Source organism: Paenibacillus sedimenti, from assembly GCF_014534655.1.
GTDB classification, from domain to species: Bacteria; Bacillota; Bacilli; order Paenibacillales; family NBRC-103111; genus Paenibacillus_E; species Paenibacillus_E sedimenti.
In genome coordinates, this window is the sequence record NZ_JACVVD010000003.1 from 214297 (window position 1) to 233138 (window position 18842).

The 18842-nt window shown below is 49.8% G+C and carries 21 protein-coding genes; all 21 read right to left on the reverse strand.

The features are described 5' to 3' along the window. Positions 1-9 precede the first annotated feature (9 nt). The 21 genes from rnhB to rpmF all read right to left on the reverse strand — a co-directional run bounded on the left by rnhB (position 10) and on the right by rpmF (position 18834). A complete protein-coding gene (gene rnhB / locus ICC18_RS09615; RefSeq protein ID WP_188174184.1) occupies positions 10-660 on the reverse strand; it encodes a ribonuclease HII in 651 nt (216 codons plus the stop codon). Positions 661-954: 294 nt separating this feature from the next. After that, positions 955-1824 (reverse strand): ribosome biogenesis GTPase YlqF, encoded by an 870-nt coding sequence (gene ylqF / locus ICC18_RS09620; RefSeq protein ID WP_188174185.1) that lies wholly within the window; start codon positions 1822-1824, stop codon positions 955-957. Positions 1825-1845: 21 nt separating this feature from the next. Further along, positions 1846-2472: a signal peptidase I gene (gene lepB / locus ICC18_RS09625; RefSeq protein ID WP_188174186.1), complete on the reverse strand. Its 627-nt coding sequence runs from the start codon at positions 2470-2472 to the stop codon at positions 1846-1848. 97 nt (positions 2473-2569) lie between these two features. Then, positions 2570-2911 (reverse strand): 50S ribosomal protein L19, encoded by a 342-nt coding sequence (rplS, locus tag ICC18_RS09630; protein ID WP_188174187.1) that lies wholly within the window; start codon positions 2909-2911, stop codon positions 2570-2572. Positions 2912-3074: 163 nt separating this feature from the next. Then, complete coding sequence (trmD, locus tag ICC18_RS09635; RefSeq protein ID WP_188174188.1) at positions 3075-3848, reverse strand: tRNA (guanosine(37)-N1)-methyltransferase TrmD; 774 nt, start codon at positions 3846-3848, stop codon at positions 3075-3077. Then, positions 3845-4360, reverse strand: coding sequence for a ribosome maturation factor RimM (rimM, locus tag ICC18_RS09640; protein WP_188174189.1), 516 nt, complete (start codon positions 4358-4360; stop codon positions 3845-3847). Before rimM ends, trmD begins: the two co-directional genes overlap by 4 nt. A gap of 92 nt (positions 4361-4452) precedes the next feature. Then, entirely contained in the window at positions 4453-4683 is a 231-nt protein-coding gene (locus tag ICC18_RS09645; RefSeq protein WP_163942413.1) for a KH domain-containing protein, read from the reverse strand. Positions 4684-4709: 26 nt separating this feature from the next. Continuing rightward, entirely contained in the window at positions 4710-4982 is a 273-nt protein-coding gene (gene rpsP / locus ICC18_RS09650) for a 30S ribosomal protein S16 (RefSeq protein ID WP_188174190.1), read from the reverse strand. A gap of 40 nt (positions 4983-5022) precedes the next feature. Further along, the gene (gene ffh, locus ICC18_RS09655; protein WP_188174191.1) at positions 5023-6381 is read right to left on the reverse strand and encodes a signal recognition particle protein; all 1359 of its coding nucleotides are present in this window, start codon (positions 6379-6381) and stop codon (positions 5023-5025) included. 87 nt (positions 6382-6468) lie between these two features. Then, positions 6469-6804 (reverse strand): putative DNA-binding protein, encoded by a 336-nt coding sequence (locus tag ICC18_RS09660; RefSeq protein ID WP_188174737.1) that lies wholly within the window; start codon positions 6802-6804, stop codon positions 6469-6471. A gap of 182 nt (positions 6805-6986) precedes the next feature. Further along, entirely contained in the window at positions 6987-7982 is a 996-nt protein-coding gene (gene ftsY / locus ICC18_RS09665) for a signal recognition particle-docking protein FtsY (protein ID WP_188174192.1), read from the reverse strand. Between the two features lie 36 nt (positions 7983-8018). Then, positions 8019-11591 carry a chromosome segregation protein SMC gene (gene smc, locus ICC18_RS09670; protein ID WP_188174193.1) on the reverse strand — a complete coding sequence of 1191 codons (3573 nt, stop codon included), beginning with the start codon at positions 11589-11591 and terminating at the stop codon, positions 8019-8021. Positions 11592-11756: 165 nt separating this feature from the next. Beyond that, positions 11757-12458: a ribonuclease III gene (gene rnc, locus ICC18_RS09675; RefSeq protein ID WP_188174194.1), complete on the reverse strand. Its 702-nt coding sequence runs from the start codon at positions 12456-12458 to the stop codon at positions 11757-11759. A gap of 60 nt (positions 12459-12518) precedes the next feature. Continuing rightward, entirely contained in the window at positions 12519-13754 is a 1236-nt protein-coding gene (gene fabF / locus ICC18_RS09680; RefSeq protein ID WP_188174195.1) for a beta-ketoacyl-ACP synthase II, read from the reverse strand. An 89-nt stretch (positions 13755-13843) separates the two neighbouring features. Next, positions 13844-14077, reverse strand: coding sequence for an acyl carrier protein (acpP, locus tag ICC18_RS09685; protein WP_188174196.1), 234 nt, complete (start codon positions 14075-14077; stop codon positions 13844-13846). Between the two features lie 85 nt (positions 14078-14162). Beyond that, on the reverse strand, positions 14163-14903 hold the full coding sequence (gene fabG, locus ICC18_RS09690; RefSeq protein ID WP_188174197.1) for a 3-oxoacyl-[acyl-carrier-protein] reductase: 741 nt from the start codon (positions 14901-14903) through the stop codon (positions 14163-14165). Next, positions 14890-15840, reverse strand: coding sequence for an ACP S-malonyltransferase (fabD, locus tag ICC18_RS09695; protein WP_188174198.1), 951 nt, complete (start codon positions 15838-15840; stop codon positions 14890-14892). The genes fabG and fabD overlap by 14 nt, the downstream gene beginning before the upstream one ends. A 112-nt stretch (positions 15841-15952) precedes the next feature. Continuing rightward, positions 15953-16939: a beta-ketoacyl-ACP synthase III gene (locus ICC18_RS09700; RefSeq protein WP_223192462.1), complete on the reverse strand. Its 987-nt coding sequence runs from the start codon at positions 16937-16939 to the stop codon at positions 15953-15955. A 9-nt stretch (positions 16940-16948) separates the two neighbouring features. Beyond that, entirely contained in the window at positions 16949-17938 is a 990-nt protein-coding gene (plsX, locus tag ICC18_RS09705) for a phosphate acyltransferase PlsX (RefSeq protein ID WP_188174199.1), read from the reverse strand. Then, a complete protein-coding gene (gene fapR / locus ICC18_RS09710) occupies positions 17922-18536 on the reverse strand; it encodes a transcription factor FapR (RefSeq protein WP_188174200.1) in 615 nt (204 codons plus the stop codon). Before fapR ends, plsX begins: the two co-directional genes overlap by 17 nt. A 124-nt stretch (positions 18537-18660) precedes the next feature. Continuing rightward, positions 18661-18834 (reverse strand): 50S ribosomal protein L32, encoded by a 174-nt coding sequence (rpmF, locus tag ICC18_RS09715; protein ID WP_188174201.1) that lies wholly within the window; start codon positions 18832-18834, stop codon positions 18661-18663. Between the last annotated feature and the right edge of the window lie 8 nt (positions 18835-18842).

The following is an 18842-nucleotide window of genomic DNA, read 5'->3' on the forward strand; positions in this document are numbered from 1 at the left end:
GCATTTTCTTTACATATCCGCAAATAATGCCAGTTCCATCTGCTCAGCCTGCTGCCCGGTAAGCTCCCCTTGAGCCATGATTTTCCGAATAAATAATTTGCGGTGCAACGGTGTTGGACCGTATCGCAGAAGCATTTCTCTATGGTGTTTTGTCGCATATCCTTTATGTACAGCAATTCCATACTCTGGGTACTGCTCATCCCAGTCCATGCACATCCGGTCTCTTGTTACTTTCGCAATAATGGAAGCCGCAGCAATGGATTGACTAAGGGCATCTCCGTGAATAATAGCCTCTTGCTCCATATCCACATCAACAAGCTCAGCATCCACGAGCAAAAAGTCCGGTATGACTTGAAGCTGTTCCACAGCTTGTTTCATGGCCAATCTGGCAGCCTGCTTAATATTAATCGCCTCGATCGTAACTACATCAACAATGCCTATTCCAATAGCTATCGCTTCGTTCATGATCTGCTCGTAAAGCGCATCCCGCTTCTTTTCGGACAGCTTTTTGGAATCGTTAACCTCTTCCAGCACGAACCCTGCAGGCAATATCACAGCTGCGGCCACGACATCCCCGAACAAGCATCCTCTGCCGACCTCATCAATACCTGCAATATGGACAAGGCCCTGTTCCCAAAGACGTTTTTCAAACTCCAGCAATGGCTTTCGCCCCTTTCCATCTCTTCATTATAAAGGAAGACGGCTACAGCGAGCCATACCAAAAATTTCTGTACGACAAGACCAATTACTGGGAGCGTGCTGCACTTTTCAAACATTAGCTTGAAATTCTGGAGCTAATTTCGAACTCGAACCCCGAAAATCCAACTTAATCCCCTTGAAACCAGCGAATTAGAGGGAGCTTTTCCCTTTATACTTGGTTACATCCAACTAAAAAAGACCGCGCACATAACAGCCTAAACGGCTGCTACGTAACGTGGTCTTGTCTCAATTTCCTTAAAATTCAGCCGGCGTTTCCAAGCTGATACGCCCCATCTTGCCCGCTCTAAGATCGCGGATGATGATCAGCGAGGCTTTATCCAAATCCACCTTGCCTCCGCTAACGATGGCTCCGCGCTTGCGTCCGACCGCTTCCATCACCTTTACCACTTCATTCGGATCGTCCAAATCTTCCGGAAGCTCCTCGATACCAAAACGCTCCTTCAGCCCAGCCGCATAATGGCGAACCATATACTTGATCACAAAAAATGCGATGTCATCCATATGGAGCAGCTCTTCTTTGATCGCACCTGTTGCCGCGAGTCTCAGACCGACCATCTGGTCTTCGAATTTCGGCCAAAGAATACCGGGCGTATCCAGCAAATCCATCTCGGTTCCGACTTTAATCCATTGCTGTCCCTTTGTTACACCTGGCTTATCGCCCGTTGCGGCGATTTTTTTGCCGGCCAGTTGGTTAATCAGCGTCGATTTGCCGACGTTCGGAATCCCTACAATCAAGGCTCTGACCGCGCGCGGATTAATCCCTTTACGAAGTTGGCTCTCGATTTTGTGCGCCCATAACGCCTTGGCTCTCGGTAAAATTTCTTTCACCTGCGTACCTGAGGCAGCATCGATCGGCAGTGCTTGAAGGCCTTGATCGGCAAAATAACGCACCCATTCCGCCGTTACCCCGGGATCAGCCAGATCGTGCTTATTCAGCAGCACCATTCTAGGCTTACCCTTTAATATTTCATCTACCATCGGGTTCCGGCTGGAGAGCGGAATGCGGGCATCCAGAAGCTCAATGACGACATCAATCAGCTTAAGCTTGTCTTCAATCTGTCTTCGAGCTTTGGTCATGTGGCCGGGGAACCATTGAATGGTCATAATTTCACCTCAAAAATCTCTCTATAAATGTATAAAACTGATTCGGTTCAAGGGCCAGAAAATCACTTCTGCGCGACCGACAACTTTATCATACGGCACAAATCCTACGCGTTGATCCCGGCTGTCTTTACTGTTCGAGCGGTTGTCGCCCATAGCAAAGATTTCGTTATCCGGAACTTTAGTTTCTTTAAAATTAGCTAATCTGTTGTAGGCATGACCTTCGTTCACTGCTTGCTCAATAGCTTCCTTAATGTAAGGCTCATCTATTTGCTGACCGTTGATAAACACCTTATCGCCTTCCACTTTTACAGTCTCACCAGGAAGAGCAATAACGCGCTTGATATAGTCTTTACCTTCTGGAGCATGAAATACAATAACTTCACCGCGCTTCGGCGCTCGGACATCATAAAGTATTTTGTTCACGATCAACCGTTCACCCGTAATAAAATTTGGACGCATCGAGTCGCCATCCACGATAAATGGCGAAAACAGGAACCAGCGAATGATAATGACTAGTACGCCTGCTATAACTAGCGCTTTAATCCATTCCCATGTTTCGCTTTTGGCCGTTTTGGCGGGAGCAGCGGCGGCTCCATGGTTAGTTGATGCGGGTTCTATGTAAGGCTGCTCTTGGTTTTTCTGTTCCATCACTGATTGCCTCTTTTCCAGTTTTGGTTATATGTACACTGCTTTGAATGCCTATAGAAACGAAAAGGAGACTTGCCTAAACAAGCCCCCCGGTTTCTTATCGAATTTCTTTAATTCTTGCTGCTTTACCGCGAAGACCACGCAGATAGTAGAGTTTCGCACGACGAACTTTACCACGGCGAGCCACTTCAATCTTGTCGATCCGCGGAGAATGGAATGGGAATGTTCTCTCCACACCAACACCGTAAGAAATTTTACGAACGGTAAACGTTTCGCTAATTCCACCGCCGCGGCGTTTGATTACAACACCTTCGAACAGCTGAATACGCTCACGGGAACCCTCGATAACTTTTACGTGTACTTTCAGTGTGTCGCCTGGACGGAAATTAGGGATATCCGTACGCAGTTGTTCCTTCGTAATCTCTTGAATCAGATTCATAGTTGACTTCCTCCTTCCACACAGGTGTTCATTCCGCTTATCTGCGATGCTATAACGAAGCTGTTACGCGTAGAGGACCACCAGACTCAAACAATAAAAATTCACAACAGAATCTATATTACCACAGAGGAAATAGAAATTCAATAGAGAAGTTTTCGGGGGGCTACTCCTGCTTCTGGCGTTTCCATTCCTCCAGCCATGCTTGTTCCTTCTTGGATAATTCCCGACCTTCGAGCAAGTCAGGACGTCGCTCCAACGTTCGATACAGCGATTGCTGCAAACGCCAATTCTTCACGTTTTCGTGATGACCCGAAAGCAGAATTTCCGGCACTTCCCAATCCCTGAATTTAACAGGTCTCGTGTAATGCGGGTATTCCAGCAATCCTGTGCTGAATGAATCCGTAACGGCTGACATCTCATTGCCCAGCACCCCTGGCAGAAGCCTTACTACGCTGTCTATAACGACCATAGCGGGCAGTTCCCCGCCGGTTAATACATAATCCCCTACCGACAGCTCGTCCGTCACCAGGTACTGCCTAATGCGCTCATCGTACCCTTCATAATGGCCGCATATAAAAACAAGATGCTGCTCGGCAGAAAGTTCCTCAGCTTTACTTTGCGTAAATGTTTCGCCTTGCGGGCACATCAGGATCACTCTAGGCTTCACAGCTGCTGTCGGTTCATCATCAGAAGATCGAGAAGTTCGATGAACGGGTAAATCCTCTACAGCGGCAAAGATCGGCTCCGGCTTGAGCACCATCCCGCCGCCACCGCCATAGGGGTAGTCATCCACCGTGTTGTGCTTATTGTTCGAATACTCGCGAAAATTGACCGTGTTCAGAGAGACAATTCCTTTATCTCTAGCTTTTCCTAAAATGCTGGAAGAAAATACGCCATCGAACATTTCCGGAAAAAGAGTCAACACATCGATTCTCATTCCAGCAGCCCTTCCATCAGATGAATGCGAATCGTCTTATTCACTACGTCCACGTTCAATACAACATCGTCGATAACAGGCAGCAGCAGTTGTTTGCCTTTCGGCAAAGAAACCACCCATACATCGTTAGCTCCAGGTGTCAGTACTTCCGTAACCTCCCCTAACTCCTCGCCTTCTTCCGTCACCACTTTGCAGCCAATGATTTCGTGATAGTAGTATTCTCCCTCTTCCAAAGCTTGCTGGTATTTCCCTTCGACTTTAAGCAGGGAGCCTTTGAACTTCTCAACTTCATTGATATTGGCGAATTGTGCGAACTGCACGATGTACATGTTTTTATGTAAGCGGGAGGCTTGCACCGTCACCGGCGTTTGCTTATTTTGAGGGTCGACAATGACCAATTCACTGCCTTTTTCAAAGCGCTCGGGAAAATCCGTTTCCGAAACGATTTTCAACTCGCCGCGAACACCATGGGTGTTAACGATTTTACCTATCGTAAAAAGCTTCTCACTCATACTTCGTATGCGACCTCCACAAATTAATCCCAGCGTATCCCCGGTTAGTAATACAAGAAAAAGGTTAGGAACGTTCTCCTAACCCCTCTCCCCTATGAGACAATCTCAACAGCTACACGTTTGGTTTCTTTCACTGCTGCGGACGTGACTACCGTGCGGAGCGACTTCGCAATCTTGCCCTGCTTGCCGATCACTTTCCCGACATCGTCGGGGTGAACGGAAAGCCTGTACTCAATCTTGTCGTCCTTCTCCACAACCGTAACACGCACTTCTTCCGGATGATCAACAAGAGCCTTAGCAATAACCGTGATAAGATCCTTCATGAACATTCCCTCCGAAAGTTAACAGATTACTTCTGTTGTTTCAGCTCGTGAAATTTAGTCATCAGACCTGCTTTGCTGAACAGACTGCGAACTGTATCGGATGGTTGCGCACCAGTTTGAAGCCATTTCAGAGCTTTCTCTTCATCAAGAGTTACAGCTGCCGGTTGAGCTACTGGATTGTAAGTACCGATTTCTTCGATAAAACGACCATCACGCGGGGAACGGGAATCCGATACCACCACACGGTAAAAAGGAGCTTTGTGAGCGCCCATACGTTTAAGACGAATACGTACTGCCATTATAAATCACCTCCAACATAGGATAAAAGCTTGCTTTTATTTAGAAAGGGAATTTAAACCCTTTGCCTAACTTTTTCATGCCTTTGGCACCTTTAGGTCCCATCATGCCAGAGAATTGCTTCATCATTTTGCGCATATCCTCGAACTGCTTAATAAAACGATTGACCTCTTGTACCGAGTTGCCGCTTCCTATTGCAATCCGCTTGCGGCGGCTGGCATTAAGCAATTCCGGCTTGCGCTTTTCTTCCTTTGTCATCGACTTCACAATGGCTTCTACGCGTGCCAGCTGCTTATCGTCGACCTTCAAATCCTTCATACCCTTGATCTTGTTAGCGCCTGGGAGCATATCAAGTATCTGATCCAACGGGCCAAGTTTCTTTACCTGTTCCATTTGCTCCACAAAATCTTCGAAGGTGAATTCGGCGTTGCGCATTTTGCGCTCCATCTCTTTCGCCTTATCCATGTCGATGCCGGCTTGCGCTTTCTCAATCAGCGTAAGCATATCGCCCATGCCTAGAATCCGCGATGCCATTCGATCCGGGAAGAAAGGCTCCAGGGCATCCATCTTCTCGCCGCTAGCCGCAAACTTGATCGGACACCCCGTAACGGCTTTAACGGAAAGCGCCGCGCCACCGCGGGTATCGCCGTCAAGCTTAGTCAGGACAACGCCTGTCAGCTCAAGCTGCTGGTGGAAGCTTTCTGCTACGTTGACTGCATCTTGACCCGTCATAGCATCCACTACGAGCAGAATTTCATCGGGCCCAACCGCAGTACGCACATTTTTCAGCTCGTCCATCAAGTTCTCGTCAATGTGCAAACGACCGGCGGTATCGATAATGACATAGTCGTTGCCGTTATCTTTGGCATGCTGGAGACCTGCCTTCGCAATGTCAACCGGATTGACCTGATCCCCCATCGAGAATACCGGCACTTTTAACTGCTCGCCGAGCACCTGCAGCTGCTTAATCGCAGCAGGACGGTAAATATCGCAAGCAACAAGCAGTGGCCTATGATTTTGCTTTTGCAGCAGTTTGGCCAGTTTACCGGAGGACGTCGTTTTACCGGCCCCTTGCAGACCTGCCATCATAATGACCGTCGGCGGTCGATTCGAGCGTGCCAGCTTGCTCTGCGTACCGCCCATCAGCGCGGTCAATTCTTTGTTTACGATATCGATGACGACCATACCCGGTGTAAAAGATTTCATGACTTCTTGCCCGATAGCTTGTTCTTTCACCTTGGCAATAAAGTCTTTGACTACTTTAAAGTTAACGTCCGCTTCAAGCAGCGCTAATCGAACCTCGCGAAGCGCTTCGCCTACATCTTCTTCCGACAGCTTACCTTTGCTTCTCAGCTTGCCGAATACGTTCTGCAATCGGTTTGCCAATCCTTCAAATGCCATGCGCTTCACCCCCTTAGAGTTTTGCGGAGCAAAACTAACTTCGTAAGCATCCGCTAATAGTTTTCGTAGAAAACTTGCTTCCCAGCATCAATCGATCCCTATCATTGTATCAAAAAGCTCGCTGGTTTTCCTCTTTAGCTCCGGCTCGCATGCTTCCAGCATCTGGTCCAGCTCTTTGCGGATTATCATACGCTGTTCATGCTTATGTAAAAGCTTCAATTTATTCTCATATTCCTGCAGCGTTTGTTCCGCTCTCTTGATATGCTCATATACCGCCTGGCGGCTAATTTCGAAATTCTCGGCTATTTCTCCGAGCGAATAATCATCATGGAAATACAATTCAAGAAACGTTCGCTGCTTCTCGGTCAATAATGGTTCATAAAAATCAAACAGCAGGTTAATCCGATTCGTTTTCTCCAGCATTTGATCGACAGGCACCATAGCCACCTCCGTAAAGGTTGAACCCTTGACAGCAGCACAACAGAACCTATCATACTGAATTCCCGGACTAATGTCAAGCATTTGACCTTGTCACTTAAGGAAGAAAAAAATCCTTGCTATCCCGTTATCGGGTAACAAGGATTATGATTGGAGTTAAGAGGAATTTAACCTTGCACTTCTTCCTTTTGCTCATTGATCCACTTGCCGAAAAGCGCATGTACGAATTGCTCGGAATCAAACGGCTGAAGATCATCCATTTTCTCGCCGAGACCGACGAACTTCACCGGTAGCGCCAACTCCTGGCGAATCGCGACAACGATACCGCCTTTCGCTGTACCATCAAGCTTGGACAATACAAGACCTGTCAAACCTGTCTTATCGCCAAAAAGCTTCGCTTGACTGAGCGCATTTTGTCCGGTCGTCGCATCCAGAACGAGTATGACCTCGTGAGGCGCATCAGGTACTTCGCGTTGAATGACGCGATAAATTTTGTTCAGCTCTTCCATCAGGTTTACTTTATTCTGTAAACGACCTGCAGTATCACAAAGCAAAATGTCGACACCGCGCGTCTTAGCAGCTTGTACGGCATCAAACATTACCGCGGCAGGATCTGCGCCTGATTGCTGTTTGATTACATCGACACCTACACGCTGTCCCCATGTCTCGAGCTGCTCAATCGCACCGGCACGGAACGTGTCGCCTGCAGCCATGAGCACCTTTTTCCCTTGGGACTTGAACATGTGGGCCATCTTCCCGATCGTCGTCGTTTTGCCGACGCCATTCACGCCTACGAACAGAATGACGGATAATCCATTAGGATTCAGATTGAGTCCGGTGCCTGCGTCGCCTTTAAGCAGCTCAATCAGCTTCTCGGAGAGAATCGGCTGAAGTTCGCCCGGATTTTCGATTTTACGCTTTTTGACTTCGGCGCGAAGCTCGTCGATCAGCTTCAGCACCGTGTTCACGCCTACGTCCGCGCCAATCAGAATTTCTTCGAGTTCTTCATAGAATTCCTCATCAATTTTTTTGCGGCGGCTGAACAAATCGTCTACGCGATCCACGAAAGCGTCTCTCGTCTTCGTAAGACCTTCTCTGAACTTATTCGTCACCGCTTCTGCCTTGCTGGAAATACTTTCTTTCAAACGTTTAAAAAAGCTCATGGTTCCTCCTAAGTGTTTCGGGAATTCATACTATGTCTATGCCGAGACGACGGCTTCCTCGTCCTCTAATCGAACGGATACCAGCTTGGATACGCCGCCTTCCTGCATCGTAACCCCATAAAGCACGTCCGCTTCCTCCATCGTACCTTTGCGGTGCGTCACAACGATGAACTGCGTGACCTCCGAGAACTCGCGCAGGTACTCCGCAAAACGCGCTACGTTCGCCTCATCCAACGCCGCCTCGACCTCGTCGAGCACACAGAACGGCACCGGCTTCACGTGGATGATTGAGAATAGCAGCGCGATCGCGGTGAGAGCACGTTCCCCGCCGGAGAGGAGCTGCAGGTTCTGCAACTTTTTGCCCGGCGGCTGAGCCACGATCTCGATGCCCGTATCAAGCAGGTTATCCGGCTCGGACAAGATCAGATCCGCGCGCCCGCCGCCAAACAGCTTGGCGAACACGACGACGAAATGCGAGCGAATCGCATCGAATGTTGTCTTGAAGCGCTTGGACATCTCTTGATCCATCTCGCGAATGACTTGGTACAGCGTCGTTTTCGCTTCGATCAAGTCATTTTTCTGTGCGCTGAGGAATTCATAGCGCTCCGAGACACGCGCAAATTCTTCGATTGCACCGAGGTTAACCTCACCAAGCGAAGAGATTTCCCGCTTTAGCTCGCGAACCAGGCTCTGCGTCCCGGCAACATCCTCCGGAACAGGGTAGCGCAGCTTCGCAAGCTCATAGCTGAGCTCATATTCTTCGGCCAGCTTCTTCAGCAAGTTCTCGAGCTCTACATCAAGTCGATTCACACGAACCTCTGTTTGATGCAGATTCTCTTCCACCTGCTTGAGTTGAATGCGCTGATTGCGCGTTTCATTCTCTTCCTGCTCCAGCTTCTGCAGCCACTCTGCCCGCTCAGCGCGCTTGAAATCGATTTGCTCAGCGCACTGCTGCTTCTTGAGCTTGAGATCATTCAGCAGCTCGATCTGCAGCACCGTTTCTTGCTCGAGCGCTTCCATATCTTGCTCCAACTGTCCAAGCAGCTGACGATTCGTCTCCATCTCGCGGTCCGAATCCGCCAGATCCTGCTGCAAGCGGCGCTGCTGATCCTGCAGCGACTGTTTCTCTTGCGAGATTGACGCCACCTTCACCTTCAAATCGGTGAGTTGGCTCTGCAGCTCTTCCTTCTTCGATTCACTCGCTTTACGCGAGTTCTCGGCATCGCGAATCGCCTGCTGCAAGGAGGCCTCTTCCTGCTGAAGCTCGGCTAGCGTCTGCTCAGACTCCAATTTCTTCCGCGCATAATCCTCCTGCTCTGCAATGAATGATTCGCGATCTTGACTATCGAGCGTGAGCTGCTGCTCCACCGTACGGTTCTCGGACTCCAAAGGACCGAGCTCGGCGCGAACTTGCTGCTCTTGGATACGCTTTTGCTCGCTGAGCTGGCGAAGCTGCTCGATGTTCATCATATCGTCGGTGATTTCACGCTTCATCACCGCCGTTTTGTCCCGAAGACCACTCAATTGCTGCTGGGAGGTTTTAATTTCCTGATCAAGTTCCTCAATTTGACGCTGACGCCCCAACAAATTGGTCGTTTTCTTCGCCATGCTTCCACCCGTCATAGAACCGCCCGGGTTAACCACATCGCCTTCAAGAGTGACAACACGGTAGCGATACTGCGCTTTGGCGGCAATATGGTTAGCATCCTCCAGACTTTGCGCGACAACGACATTGCCCAGCAAACTGGAGAGAATGTTTTGATAAGTCGAGTCAAACTCAATGAGATCGACGGCGATGCCCACAAAACCCTTCGCGGCTTTCAGAGCGCCAATCTCATGGTCCGAAATGGATCGGCCGCGGATGACGTTCATCGGCAGGAATGTGGCTCGTCCCATTTGACGGCGCTTCAAGAAAGCGATCGCCTCGCGCCCGTCCGCTTCCGTCTCGACGACGATATTTTGCAGCGCTGCGCCAAGTGCCGTTTCAATAGCGATCTCAACGTCTGCCGGAACCTTCACAAGCTCGGCGACAGCCCCGCGAATACCTCGCAAATCTTTGCGGCTTTTCGCTTTCAGCACTTCTTTTACGCCCTGCATAAAGCCGTCGTAGTCACTTGCCATCTCTTTCATCGTATCGCGACGGGACGTCAAAGCGTCGAGCTTCTGCTCCCACTTTCGCACCATACCCTGCGCTTCATCCAATAGGCCTTGCTTCCCTTTCAAATTCTGGGTTAGCTCCGCATAGCGATGGCGAATTTCATCAATCTCTTTGACAGTCTCTTCCAGCTTGGCCGCAAGCTCTTCTTTTCGAATCGCGATCTTTTCCCGCTGCTCCGACCACTTATGGCGTTCTTCATCCAGTCTTTCCAATCTGCGGCCTATACTTTCCGTTTGCTGCTCCGCATATCGGATTTCATTGCGCGCTTGCGCCATCCGGTTGAGCGTTTCAAGAAGTTCGCCTTTAAGCTGATCCTCGGGTGCAGAGCTAATCCCGCCATTTACGCCGAGCAAGCGCTGTTCTTCTGCATTTAATTTCGCCTGAAATTCAAACAATTGAGCACCGATTTGGATAATCTTTTCACGCTGTTCCGCAAGCTCTGCCTCTTTATCAGCTCTTCGTTGTTCCTGCAAAGCAATTGTACCGGTCAACTGCTGACGATTAGCAACGTAATTCTTCTTTCGCTCTTTGAGCACCTCGCCGTGCCCTTCGCTTTTCTCGAACTCTTCGCTTAACTGGAGCAAGCTCTCTTGAAGCTTTTCCAGTTCCTCTTCAAGACGTCGTGTCTCCCAACGGTGCTTCTCTAGATGGGCATCATGCTGATTGACGACGGTCGCAAGTTCAGTTTGCTCTTTTTGGAGCCTCTCCAGCTTCTGCGTCGCTTCGTTCCAATTGATGTAAATCTGGTCAATCTGATGAACATACATGGAGATTTCGCTGCTTTTTAGCTTTTCGCGCAAATCTTTATAACGGATCGCCTTCTCCGACTGCTCGCGCAGCGGCTCGATTTGATCTTCGAGTTCAGAGACCAGATCATGAATCCGCAGCAAATTTTGCTCGGTATCGTTCAGCTTCTTCTCCGCTTCACGTTTCCGCGATTTATATTTGACAATCCCCGAAGCCTCTTCAAAAATGCCCCGGCGATCTTCCGATTTCGTACTTAAAATTTCTTCAATTCGGCCTTGCCCGATAATGGAATAAGCCTCTTTACCGATCCCTGTATCCATGAACAGTTCGGTGATGTCTTTCAGGCGGCAGGGCTGCTTATTAATTAAGTATTCACTTTCCCCGCTGCGATGCACCCTGCGCGTAACCGTCACCTCATTAAAATCAAGAGGGAGTGATTGCGAACTATTGTCAAGCGTCAAAGATACTTCCCCATAATTAACCGCTCTGCGGGCATCACTGCCTGCAAAAATAACATCCTCCATTTTACCGCCGCGGAGTGATTTCGCGCTCTGCTCCCCGAGCACCCAGCGTATGCCGTCGGAAATGTTACTTTTGCCGCTGCCGTTAGGACCTACGACCGCGGTAATCCCGCGTACAAATTCCAGCTCCGTCCGGTCCGCGAAAGACTTAAATCCGGATAATTCAATCCGTTTTAAAAACATGGTCTCACCTCGAAAATTATTGTAACATATCCCATATAAAAAAGAGATAAAAAGTGCGACCAGAGCGCATTAATAAAGAAACATTAACAGCAGAGACCTTGATTAAAGCTTATTTCCAAAACAACAAAAAAGGCAGCCTCAGCCGCCTCTTTTGCCAACCTCTAATTACCGCTCTACAGCAACATTCAGCTTCGATAGCGCCTGAGCGGCAGCCTGCTGCTCAGCTTCCTTCTTGGAACGGCCTGCGCCAGTCCCGAGAAGCGATGCATCCATGTATACCTCTGCTACGAACTCGCGCTCATGAGCTGGACCTCGCTCATTCACGATCCGGTATTCGACGGAACCCATGCTGTGATGCTGGGTATGCTCTTGCAGTTGCGTCTTGTAGTCGATGACCAGCAGCTTGCCTTCGCTGGAAATTTTCGGGAAAACATGGCGTTTTAGGAACGTCTTCACGCTCTCTAATCCTTGATCCAAGTAGAGCGCTCCGATAAAGGATTCGAAGACGTCGGCGAGCAAAGCCGGACGTGTCCTTCCTCCAGTCAATTCCTCACCTTTGCCTAAAAGCACAAAAGCGCCAAACTCCAGATTCTCGGCAAACGTAACGAGTGACGGCTCACAAACGATAGAAGCCCTAAGCTTCGTCAATTCGCCTTCCGAACGTCCTGGATAAGTATCATATAAAAATTCCGAAACCGTCAATTCCAGCACGGCATCTCCTAGAAATTCCAATCGCTCGTTATCTTTATGTCCAGCGATACGATGTTCATTAACATAGGAAGAATGTGTAAAAGCCTGCCTCAGCAGCTCCGCTTTGCGAAAGGTGATGCCGATACGCTGCTGCAGCTCTTTAATATCACGGTGCATTGCCTGACTCACCACCCAGAGAGAATGATATTTCGTTATCTTTCTTCGTAGGAAGGCAATTTATGCTTCAAACCGCTTCATGATGATCGTTGCGTTATGACCGCCAAAACCGAAGGAATTCGACATCGCGACATCAACTTTCGCTTCTCGCGCAGTGTTCGGTACATAATCCAGATCACATTCAGGGTCTTGATTGTCAATGTTGATGGTTGGAGCAATGACGCTGTTGGAGATCGTTAATCCGCAGATGACAGCTTCCACGCCACCTGCTGCTCCGAGCAAGTGCCCGGTCATCGACTTCGTGGAGCTCACTGCTACTTTGTACGCATGCTCGCCCAGCGCTTTCTTAATCGCTATCGTTTCCGACTTGTCCCCAACAGGTGTTGAAGTACCATGCGCATTGATGTAAGAAATAGCAACAGGCTCAATACCCGCATCCTTTATCGCTTTCGCCATGCAGCGTGCAGCGCCGTCCGGATCCGGATCCGTCATATGATACGCGTCACCGCTCATGCCATAACCGATCACTTCCGCATAAATACGTGCGCCACGCTTTTGAGCGTGCTCCAGAGACTCCAGAATGAGTACGCCGGCGCCTTCGCCCATGACGAAACCGTCACGATCCACATCGAACGGGCGGCTCGCTTTGTGCGGCTCTTCGTTACGCGTCGACATTGCGCGAAGCGCACAAAAGCCAGCTACGCCAATTGGTGTTATCGTCGCTTCAGCACCACCGCAAATCATCACGTCGGCATCGCCGCGTTGAATCATTTTGAACGAATCGCCGATCGAATGCGTCCCTGTGGCACAAGCAGTAACCGCCGTGCTGTTGGGTCCCTTCGCTCCGGTAATCATCGAGATTTGGCCGGATGCCATATTCGCGATCATCATCGGAATGAAGAATGGGGAGACACGCTTAGGCCCTTTTTCCAAAAGGGTGCGATGCTGCTCCTCCCAAGTGTTTAGGCCACCGATACCGGAACCGACAGACACACCTACGCGTTCAGGGTCAGTATCTTCTTTCACATTCAAATTCGCGTCTTTGAGAGCGTTTAGCGAGCCTGCTACGGCAAACTGCACGAAACGGTCCATGCGGCGCGCTTCTTTGCGATCCACATATTGCTCAATATCGAAATCCTTTACTTCAGCGGCTATACGTGTCGGGTATTCGCTTACATCGAAGTTCTCAATCAGGCTGACTCCGGATTTACCTGAGGTCAGGTTTCCCCAGAACGTTTCTAAATCTTGACCAAGGGCAGTAACTACGCCCATACCTGTAATTACGACTCTGTTCATTTGATCCACCTCTATGTTAGGAAAGCATCATTTTAATATGAAAATGGAGAGAAGTCCCGTCTTGAGACAAAACGGGACTTGGTAGACTTTTACGTATGAGATTTTATGTAATTCACAACTTCTCCCACAGTAGTAATCTTCTCGGCATCTTCGTCGGAAATTTCTAAATCGAATTCATCTTCTAGTTCCATTACTAATTCTACTACATCGAGAGAATCAGCACCTAAATCTTCTTTGAAAGATGCTTCGAGGGAGACTTCAGCTTCATCAACCCCTAGACGATCGACAACAATTCGTTTCACACGATCCAATACGTCGGACATCCGGTTCACCTCCTCATTTGGTATTATACGAGAATCTTGGACAGATTGCCAGTAGGCAAATTCGCAAACCGTTTTTCTGGAAATCTTACATGTACATGCCACCGTCCACATGAAGTGTTTGCCCTGTCATGTAGGCCGCGTCGTCTGAAGCCAGGAAACGAACAACCTTTGCGATCTCATCAGGCTGTCCGAGGCGCTCCAGCGGAATTTGCTTCAGCATGTGGTCACGCATTTCGGCCGACAGTTTGTCGGTCATGTCGGTTTCAATGAATCCCGGCGCCACCGCGTTCACGGTAATGCCTCTCGAAGAAAGTTCTCGCGCAGTCGCTTTGGTCAGACCAATGACGCCTGCTTTTGCTGCTACATAGTTAGCTTGTCCCGGATTGCCAAGAACGCCGACTACGGAAGATATATTAATAATTCGACCTGAACGCTGCTTCATCATCGGGCGGGTAACAGCTTTCACGCAATTAAATACGCCCTTCAGATTCGTTGCGATTACTTGATCGAATTCTTCTTCCTTCATTCGCATGATTAAATTGTCTCTTGTTATGCCGGCATTATTCACAAGAATATCAATTTTACCCAAAATTTCAAGCGTTTGCTTCACTAACTCTTCCGATTCCTGGTAACTGCTTACGTCAGCGCGAAGCTTAACGGCTTTGCGTCCCATCGCTTCAATCAGCTCTACAACTTCCTGAGCAGCGCCTTCACTGCCCGCATAATTGACGACCACGTCAGCGCCAGACTCCGCCAAATGCAGAGCGATCGCACGGCCAATGCCTCGGGATGCTCCAGTTACAAGTGCTACTTTACCCGTTAGCATATTGCTGCACCTCCTGCAAATACTTCTCCAAAGCTTCCAGACTTCCGATGGACACCGTCTTCACGGTTTTGTCCACCTTCTTGATCAGTCCGGCGAGAACGGTTCCCGAGCCCAGCTCGATGAACGTATCGACGCCTTGGCCGATCAAGTAAGCCACCGTGTCCTCCCATAGAACCGGAGAGTACACTTGCTCGACCAGCAGTCCGCGGATATCGCCGGGCTGCGTCACCGGCCGTGCCGTTACGTTAGCTATAACGGGGACGGACGCTTCGCCCATGGCCACGGACGCGAGCACCTCTGCGAGGCGCTCCGAGGCCGGTTTCATGAGCGAAGAGTGGAAGGGCCCGCTCACTTCGAGCGGAATGGCACGCTTCGCGCCCGCTTCCTTGCAGCGCTCCACGACCGCTGCAACGCCTTCCTTACTGCCCGAGACGACGATCTGTCCCGGGCAGTTCACATTGGCGAGCTCCACGACGGAGCCGCCGCTCGTGATGGCCGTGCAAAGCTCTGCAAGCGCTTCGCGCTCGGCTCCGAGCACGGCCGCCATGGCCCCCAGGCCGCCCGGGACGGCCTGTTCCATGAACTCGCCGCGGGCCCGCACGGTGCGGACCGCGTCTTCGAACGCGAGCACGCCGACTGCGACGAGCGCGCTGTATTCGCCGAGACTATGTCCGGCGACATAGTCCGGGGCGATGCCCGCAGCCTTGAACGCTTCGAGACAAGCGATGCTTGTCGTCAACAGCGCAGGCTGCGTGTGGTACGTGATTTTCAATTGGTCCTCGGGTCCATTGAAAATCAGCTCCGAGAGCGAAAAACCGAGCGCTTGGTCAGCGCGGTCGTAATATTCTTTGGCTGCAGGATGATTCTGGTACAAATCATGTCCCATCCCTACTGCTTGCGAGCCTTGACCCGGGAAAACGAAAGCAATTTTACCCATAAGAGAAAAGGTTCCCCTTTCAACACAAAATTAATAACTTAATATCTATGTACGATGGCAGATATTAGAATTTAACCAGAATAATAACGGAACAAATGTCAGTTACGGAAACCTACCAGACAAGCGCGGATGCTCCCCAAGTCAGACCGCCGCCAAAGCCGACAAGTACTAATCGGTCACCTTCGCGTAGTCTGCCCTGCTCTTCAGCTTCGGCTAACGCTACCGGAATGGAAGCCGCTGACATGTTCCCGTACCTATCCAAATTGATCATGCATTTATCCTCGGTCATTTCGAGACGATTAAGTGACGCTTGAATGATTCTCATATTCGCCTGGTGAGGGACAAGCAGGTCGATGTCGCCTTTATCCCATCCGGCTTTGCGCAGCGCTTCGTCCGCGGCATTGCCCATGATGCGAACAGCGAATTTGAATACTTCCGCGCCGGCCATATATATGTAATGCATACGCTGGTCAATGGACGACTGCGAAGCCGGATTGCGGGATCCGCCGCCTTCGATTTTCAAGAGCGGACCGCCCGTACCGTCGGCGCCCAATTCGAATGACTTGAATCCTCTGCCTTCCGGCACCTCGCCGATAACGACAGCTCCTGCACCGTCGCCGAAAAGAATGCAAGTATTGCGATCCGTATAATCCGTAATTTTGGACAAACAGTCGGCTCCGATAACGAGCGCATATTTATAAGTACCTGTAGCAATGAAGTTGGCTGCATTTGCCAATCCATATACGAATCCCGAGCAAGCTGCCGACAAATCAAATGCAGCGGATTGTTTGGCGCCAAGCTTTTCCTGAAGTACGCAAGCTGTCGATGGGAAGGCCATATCCGGTGTAATCGTCGCCACGATAATCAAATCTAATTGTTCTGCTGTAATTCCGGCATTTGCTAATGCGATCTGAGCCGCTTCATAGCAAAGATCCGAGGTAGCTTGTCCTTCCGCCACGATTCTTCTCTCGCGAATGCCCGTTCTCGTCACGATCCATTCATCGTTCGTGTCCACCATTGTTTCCAGCTCTTGATTCGTCAAAATGCGATCAGGCACATATTTGCCTGTTCCGAGTACCCCAACCGGTATAAGGTTCATGTTGTTCTCTCACTTCCCGTGATTGATTTCCGCAGATATTGCGCCGACCAGATCGTTCTGGATGGCGATTCTCGCTTGGCGAACTGCATTTTTAATGGCATTGGCGTCGGACGAGCCATGGCACTTCAAGACTAAACCCTGAATGCCCAGCAGAGGTCCCGCGCCGTGCTCTTTATAATCGAATTGTTTGCGAAATTTCATAATACCCGGCTTTAGTATTGCCGCAGCCAGTTTGGAATACCACGTTTTCGTAAATTCCGTCTTCAAAACGGAGAAAAATACGGATGCCGCGCCTTCGAGCGACTTCAGCATGATATTTCCTGCAAATCCATCGCAAACGATGACATCGCACCCCGCGCGGAGCACGTCCCGGGATTCGACGTTACCGATGAATTCGACCGGGGCTTGTTCCAATAAAGGATATGCGGCCTTGGTCAATTCATTCCCTTTCATCGCTTCCGTCCCGACATTGAGAAGTCCTACTCGCGGATTAGCGATGCCATGCACTTTGTTGCGGTAAATGCTTCCCATAATCGCATACTGGGTCAAATGCTCAGCCGTAGCGTCCATATTGGCCCCCAAATCGAGAGCAAGTACGCCATTGCCGTCAATGGTCGGAAGCATGGGAGCTAGCGCCGGGCGTTCGATTCCTGGGATCCGTCCCACGACAAGCAACCCCGTCGTCATTAATGCGCCAGTATTACCGGCGGAGATCATCGCTTCCGCTTCTTTCTCTCTTACGAGTTTGCCTGCAACGACCATGGAAGCATCTTTTTTGCGGCGTACCGCTTTTACCGGTTCATCATCAGCCTCAATCACTTCCTCCGTATGCCGGATGGTAAGATTGGCCGGTCTTTCTCCCAAATGCGCTTCAATGGCTGCCGTATTGCCGACTAGAATAATTTCTACATCGGTCCACTCTTTGGCGGCTGCCAAGGCCCCTTCTACTACGACCTTAGGTGCATGGTCGCCGCCCATTGCGTCAATCGCGATCCGCATGCAGCTTGTCCTCCCTATCATGATGTTGCTCTTTCTTGGAATGAAAGATCACAAAGTTGCCACGAAACACGACTTCATCGCCGACATACGAAAACACTTCTACTCTGGCTTTTCCTTTGGACAAGGAACGCACATAGGCCTTGGCAATACACTTCTCTCCGAGCTTTACTGAACGAATAAAACGGATATCGGCCGAAGCTGTCAAGGCAATCGGATCGTCGATGACGGCTACAGCCAGGGAGTTCGCCTGCGAGAATATGTGATGTCCTCTAGCAATTTTCGTTCTTGAAAATACGTGTTCCTCTTTAATTTCAAATATCGAGATACCGCTTTGGTCCAGCTGTAAATCGATGACTTCACCAATCACTTCATCAATCGGCAGCGAGCGCACCTGGTCATACGTTTTGACGGCCATATGCTTCATCCGCTCCCGAAGCTCGGGGATACCAAGCTCCAGCCGATCCAGTCGCACAGTCTGTATACTAACCTGAAACGTCCGCATGAGCTCTTCATCGGTCATGAAAGGATTCGCTTCAATCGCTTGAAGCAGCTGCTGCTGCCGCTGTCGTTTTGGAAGCCGTTCGATGGCGAGCACCACCTTATCTTGTGAGATACGATCTCATCTTATTACCAGATACTAAACTGTAGTATATAAAATTTGCGATCAAAAAGAAAGCAAAAAAAATAGCACCTCACACTAGGATGAAGTACTATATCTAAAATTATGCTTTTACGATCTCTCTGCCTTTGTAAGATCCGCAAGTTTTGCACACGTGATGTGCCAACTTCAGCTCTCCGCATTGCTCGCATTTCACCATGCCTGGAACTTCCAATTTAAAGTGAGTACGGCGCTTGTCGCGACGGGTTTTGGACGTTCTTCTCTGAGGTACTGCCATATTCAAAA

What these genes read in the sequence shown, in the direction of transcription:
- ICC18_RS09660 (WP_188174737.1), bottom strand. Translation starts at nt 6,804, where the DNA reads ATGCTGGAGAAAACGAATCGGATTAACCTGCTGTTTGATTTTTATGAA.
- rimM (WP_188174189.1), bottom strand. Translation starts at nt 4,360, where the DNA reads ATGAGTGAGAAGCTTTTTACGATAGGTAAAATCGTTAACACCCATGGT.
- ylqF (WP_188174185.1), bottom strand. Translation starts at nt 1,824, where the DNA reads ATGACCATTCAATGGTTCCCCGGCCACATGACCAAAGCTCGAAGACAG.
- fabD (WP_188174198.1), bottom strand. Translation starts at nt 15,840, where the DNA reads ATGGGTAAAATTGCTTTCGTTTTCCCGGGTCAAGGCTCGCAAGCAGTA.
- rpsP (WP_188174190.1), bottom strand. Translation starts at nt 4,982, where the DNA reads ATGGCAGTACGTATTCGTCTTAAACGTATGGGCGCTCACAAAGCTCCT.
- rplS (WP_188174187.1), bottom strand. Translation starts at nt 2,911, where the DNA reads ATGAATCTGATTCAAGAGATTACGAAGGAACAACTGCGTACGGATATC.
- ftsY (WP_188174192.1), bottom strand. Translation starts at nt 7,982, where the DNA reads ATGAGCTTTTTTAAACGTTTGAAAGAAAGTATTTCCAGCAAGGCAGAA.
- acpP (WP_188174196.1), bottom strand. Translation starts at nt 14,077, where the DNA reads ATGTCCGACGTATTGGATCGTGTGAAACGAATTGTTGTCGATCGTCTA.
- rnc (WP_188174194.1), bottom strand. Translation starts at nt 12,458, where the DNA reads ATGCACCGTGATATTAAAGAGCTGCAGCAGCGTATCGGCATCACCTTT.
- ICC18_RS09645 (WP_163942413.1), bottom strand. Translation starts at nt 4,683, where the DNA reads ATGAAGGATCTTATCACGGTTATTGCTAAGGCTCTTGTTGATCATCCG.
- ICC18_RS09700 (WP_223192462.1), bottom strand. Translation starts at nt 16,939, where the DNA reads ATGAACCTTATACCGGTTGGGGTACTCGGAACAGGCAAATATGTGCCT.
- smc (WP_188174193.1), bottom strand. Translation starts at nt 11,591, where the DNA reads ATGTTTTTAAAACGGATTGAATTATCCGGATTTAAGTCTTTCGCGGAC.
- fabF (WP_188174195.1), bottom strand. Translation starts at nt 13,754, where the DNA reads ATGAACAGAGTCGTAATTACAGGTATGGGCGTAGTTACTGCCCTTGGT.
- ffh (WP_188174191.1), bottom strand. Translation starts at nt 6,381, where the DNA reads ATGGCATTTGAAGGATTGGCAAACCGATTGCAGAACGTATTCGGCAAG.
- fabG (WP_188174197.1), bottom strand. Translation starts at nt 14,903, where the DNA reads ATGCTAACGGGTAAAGTAGCACTTGTAACTGGAGCATCCCGAGGCATT.
- lepB (WP_188174186.1), bottom strand. Translation starts at nt 2,472, where the DNA reads ATGGAACAGAAAAACCAAGAGCAGCCTTACATAGAACCCGCATCAACT.
- rpmF (WP_188174201.1), bottom strand. Translation starts at nt 18,834, where the DNA reads ATGGCAGTACCTCAGAGAAGAACGTCCAAAACCCGTCGCGACAAGCGC.
- plsX (WP_188174199.1), bottom strand. Translation starts at nt 17,938, where the DNA reads ATGCGGATCGCGATTGACGCAATGGGCGGCGACCATGCACCTAAGGTC.
- trmD (WP_188174188.1), bottom strand. Translation starts at nt 3,848, where the DNA reads ATGAGAATCGATGTGTTGACTCTTTTTCCGGAAATGTTCGATGGCGTA.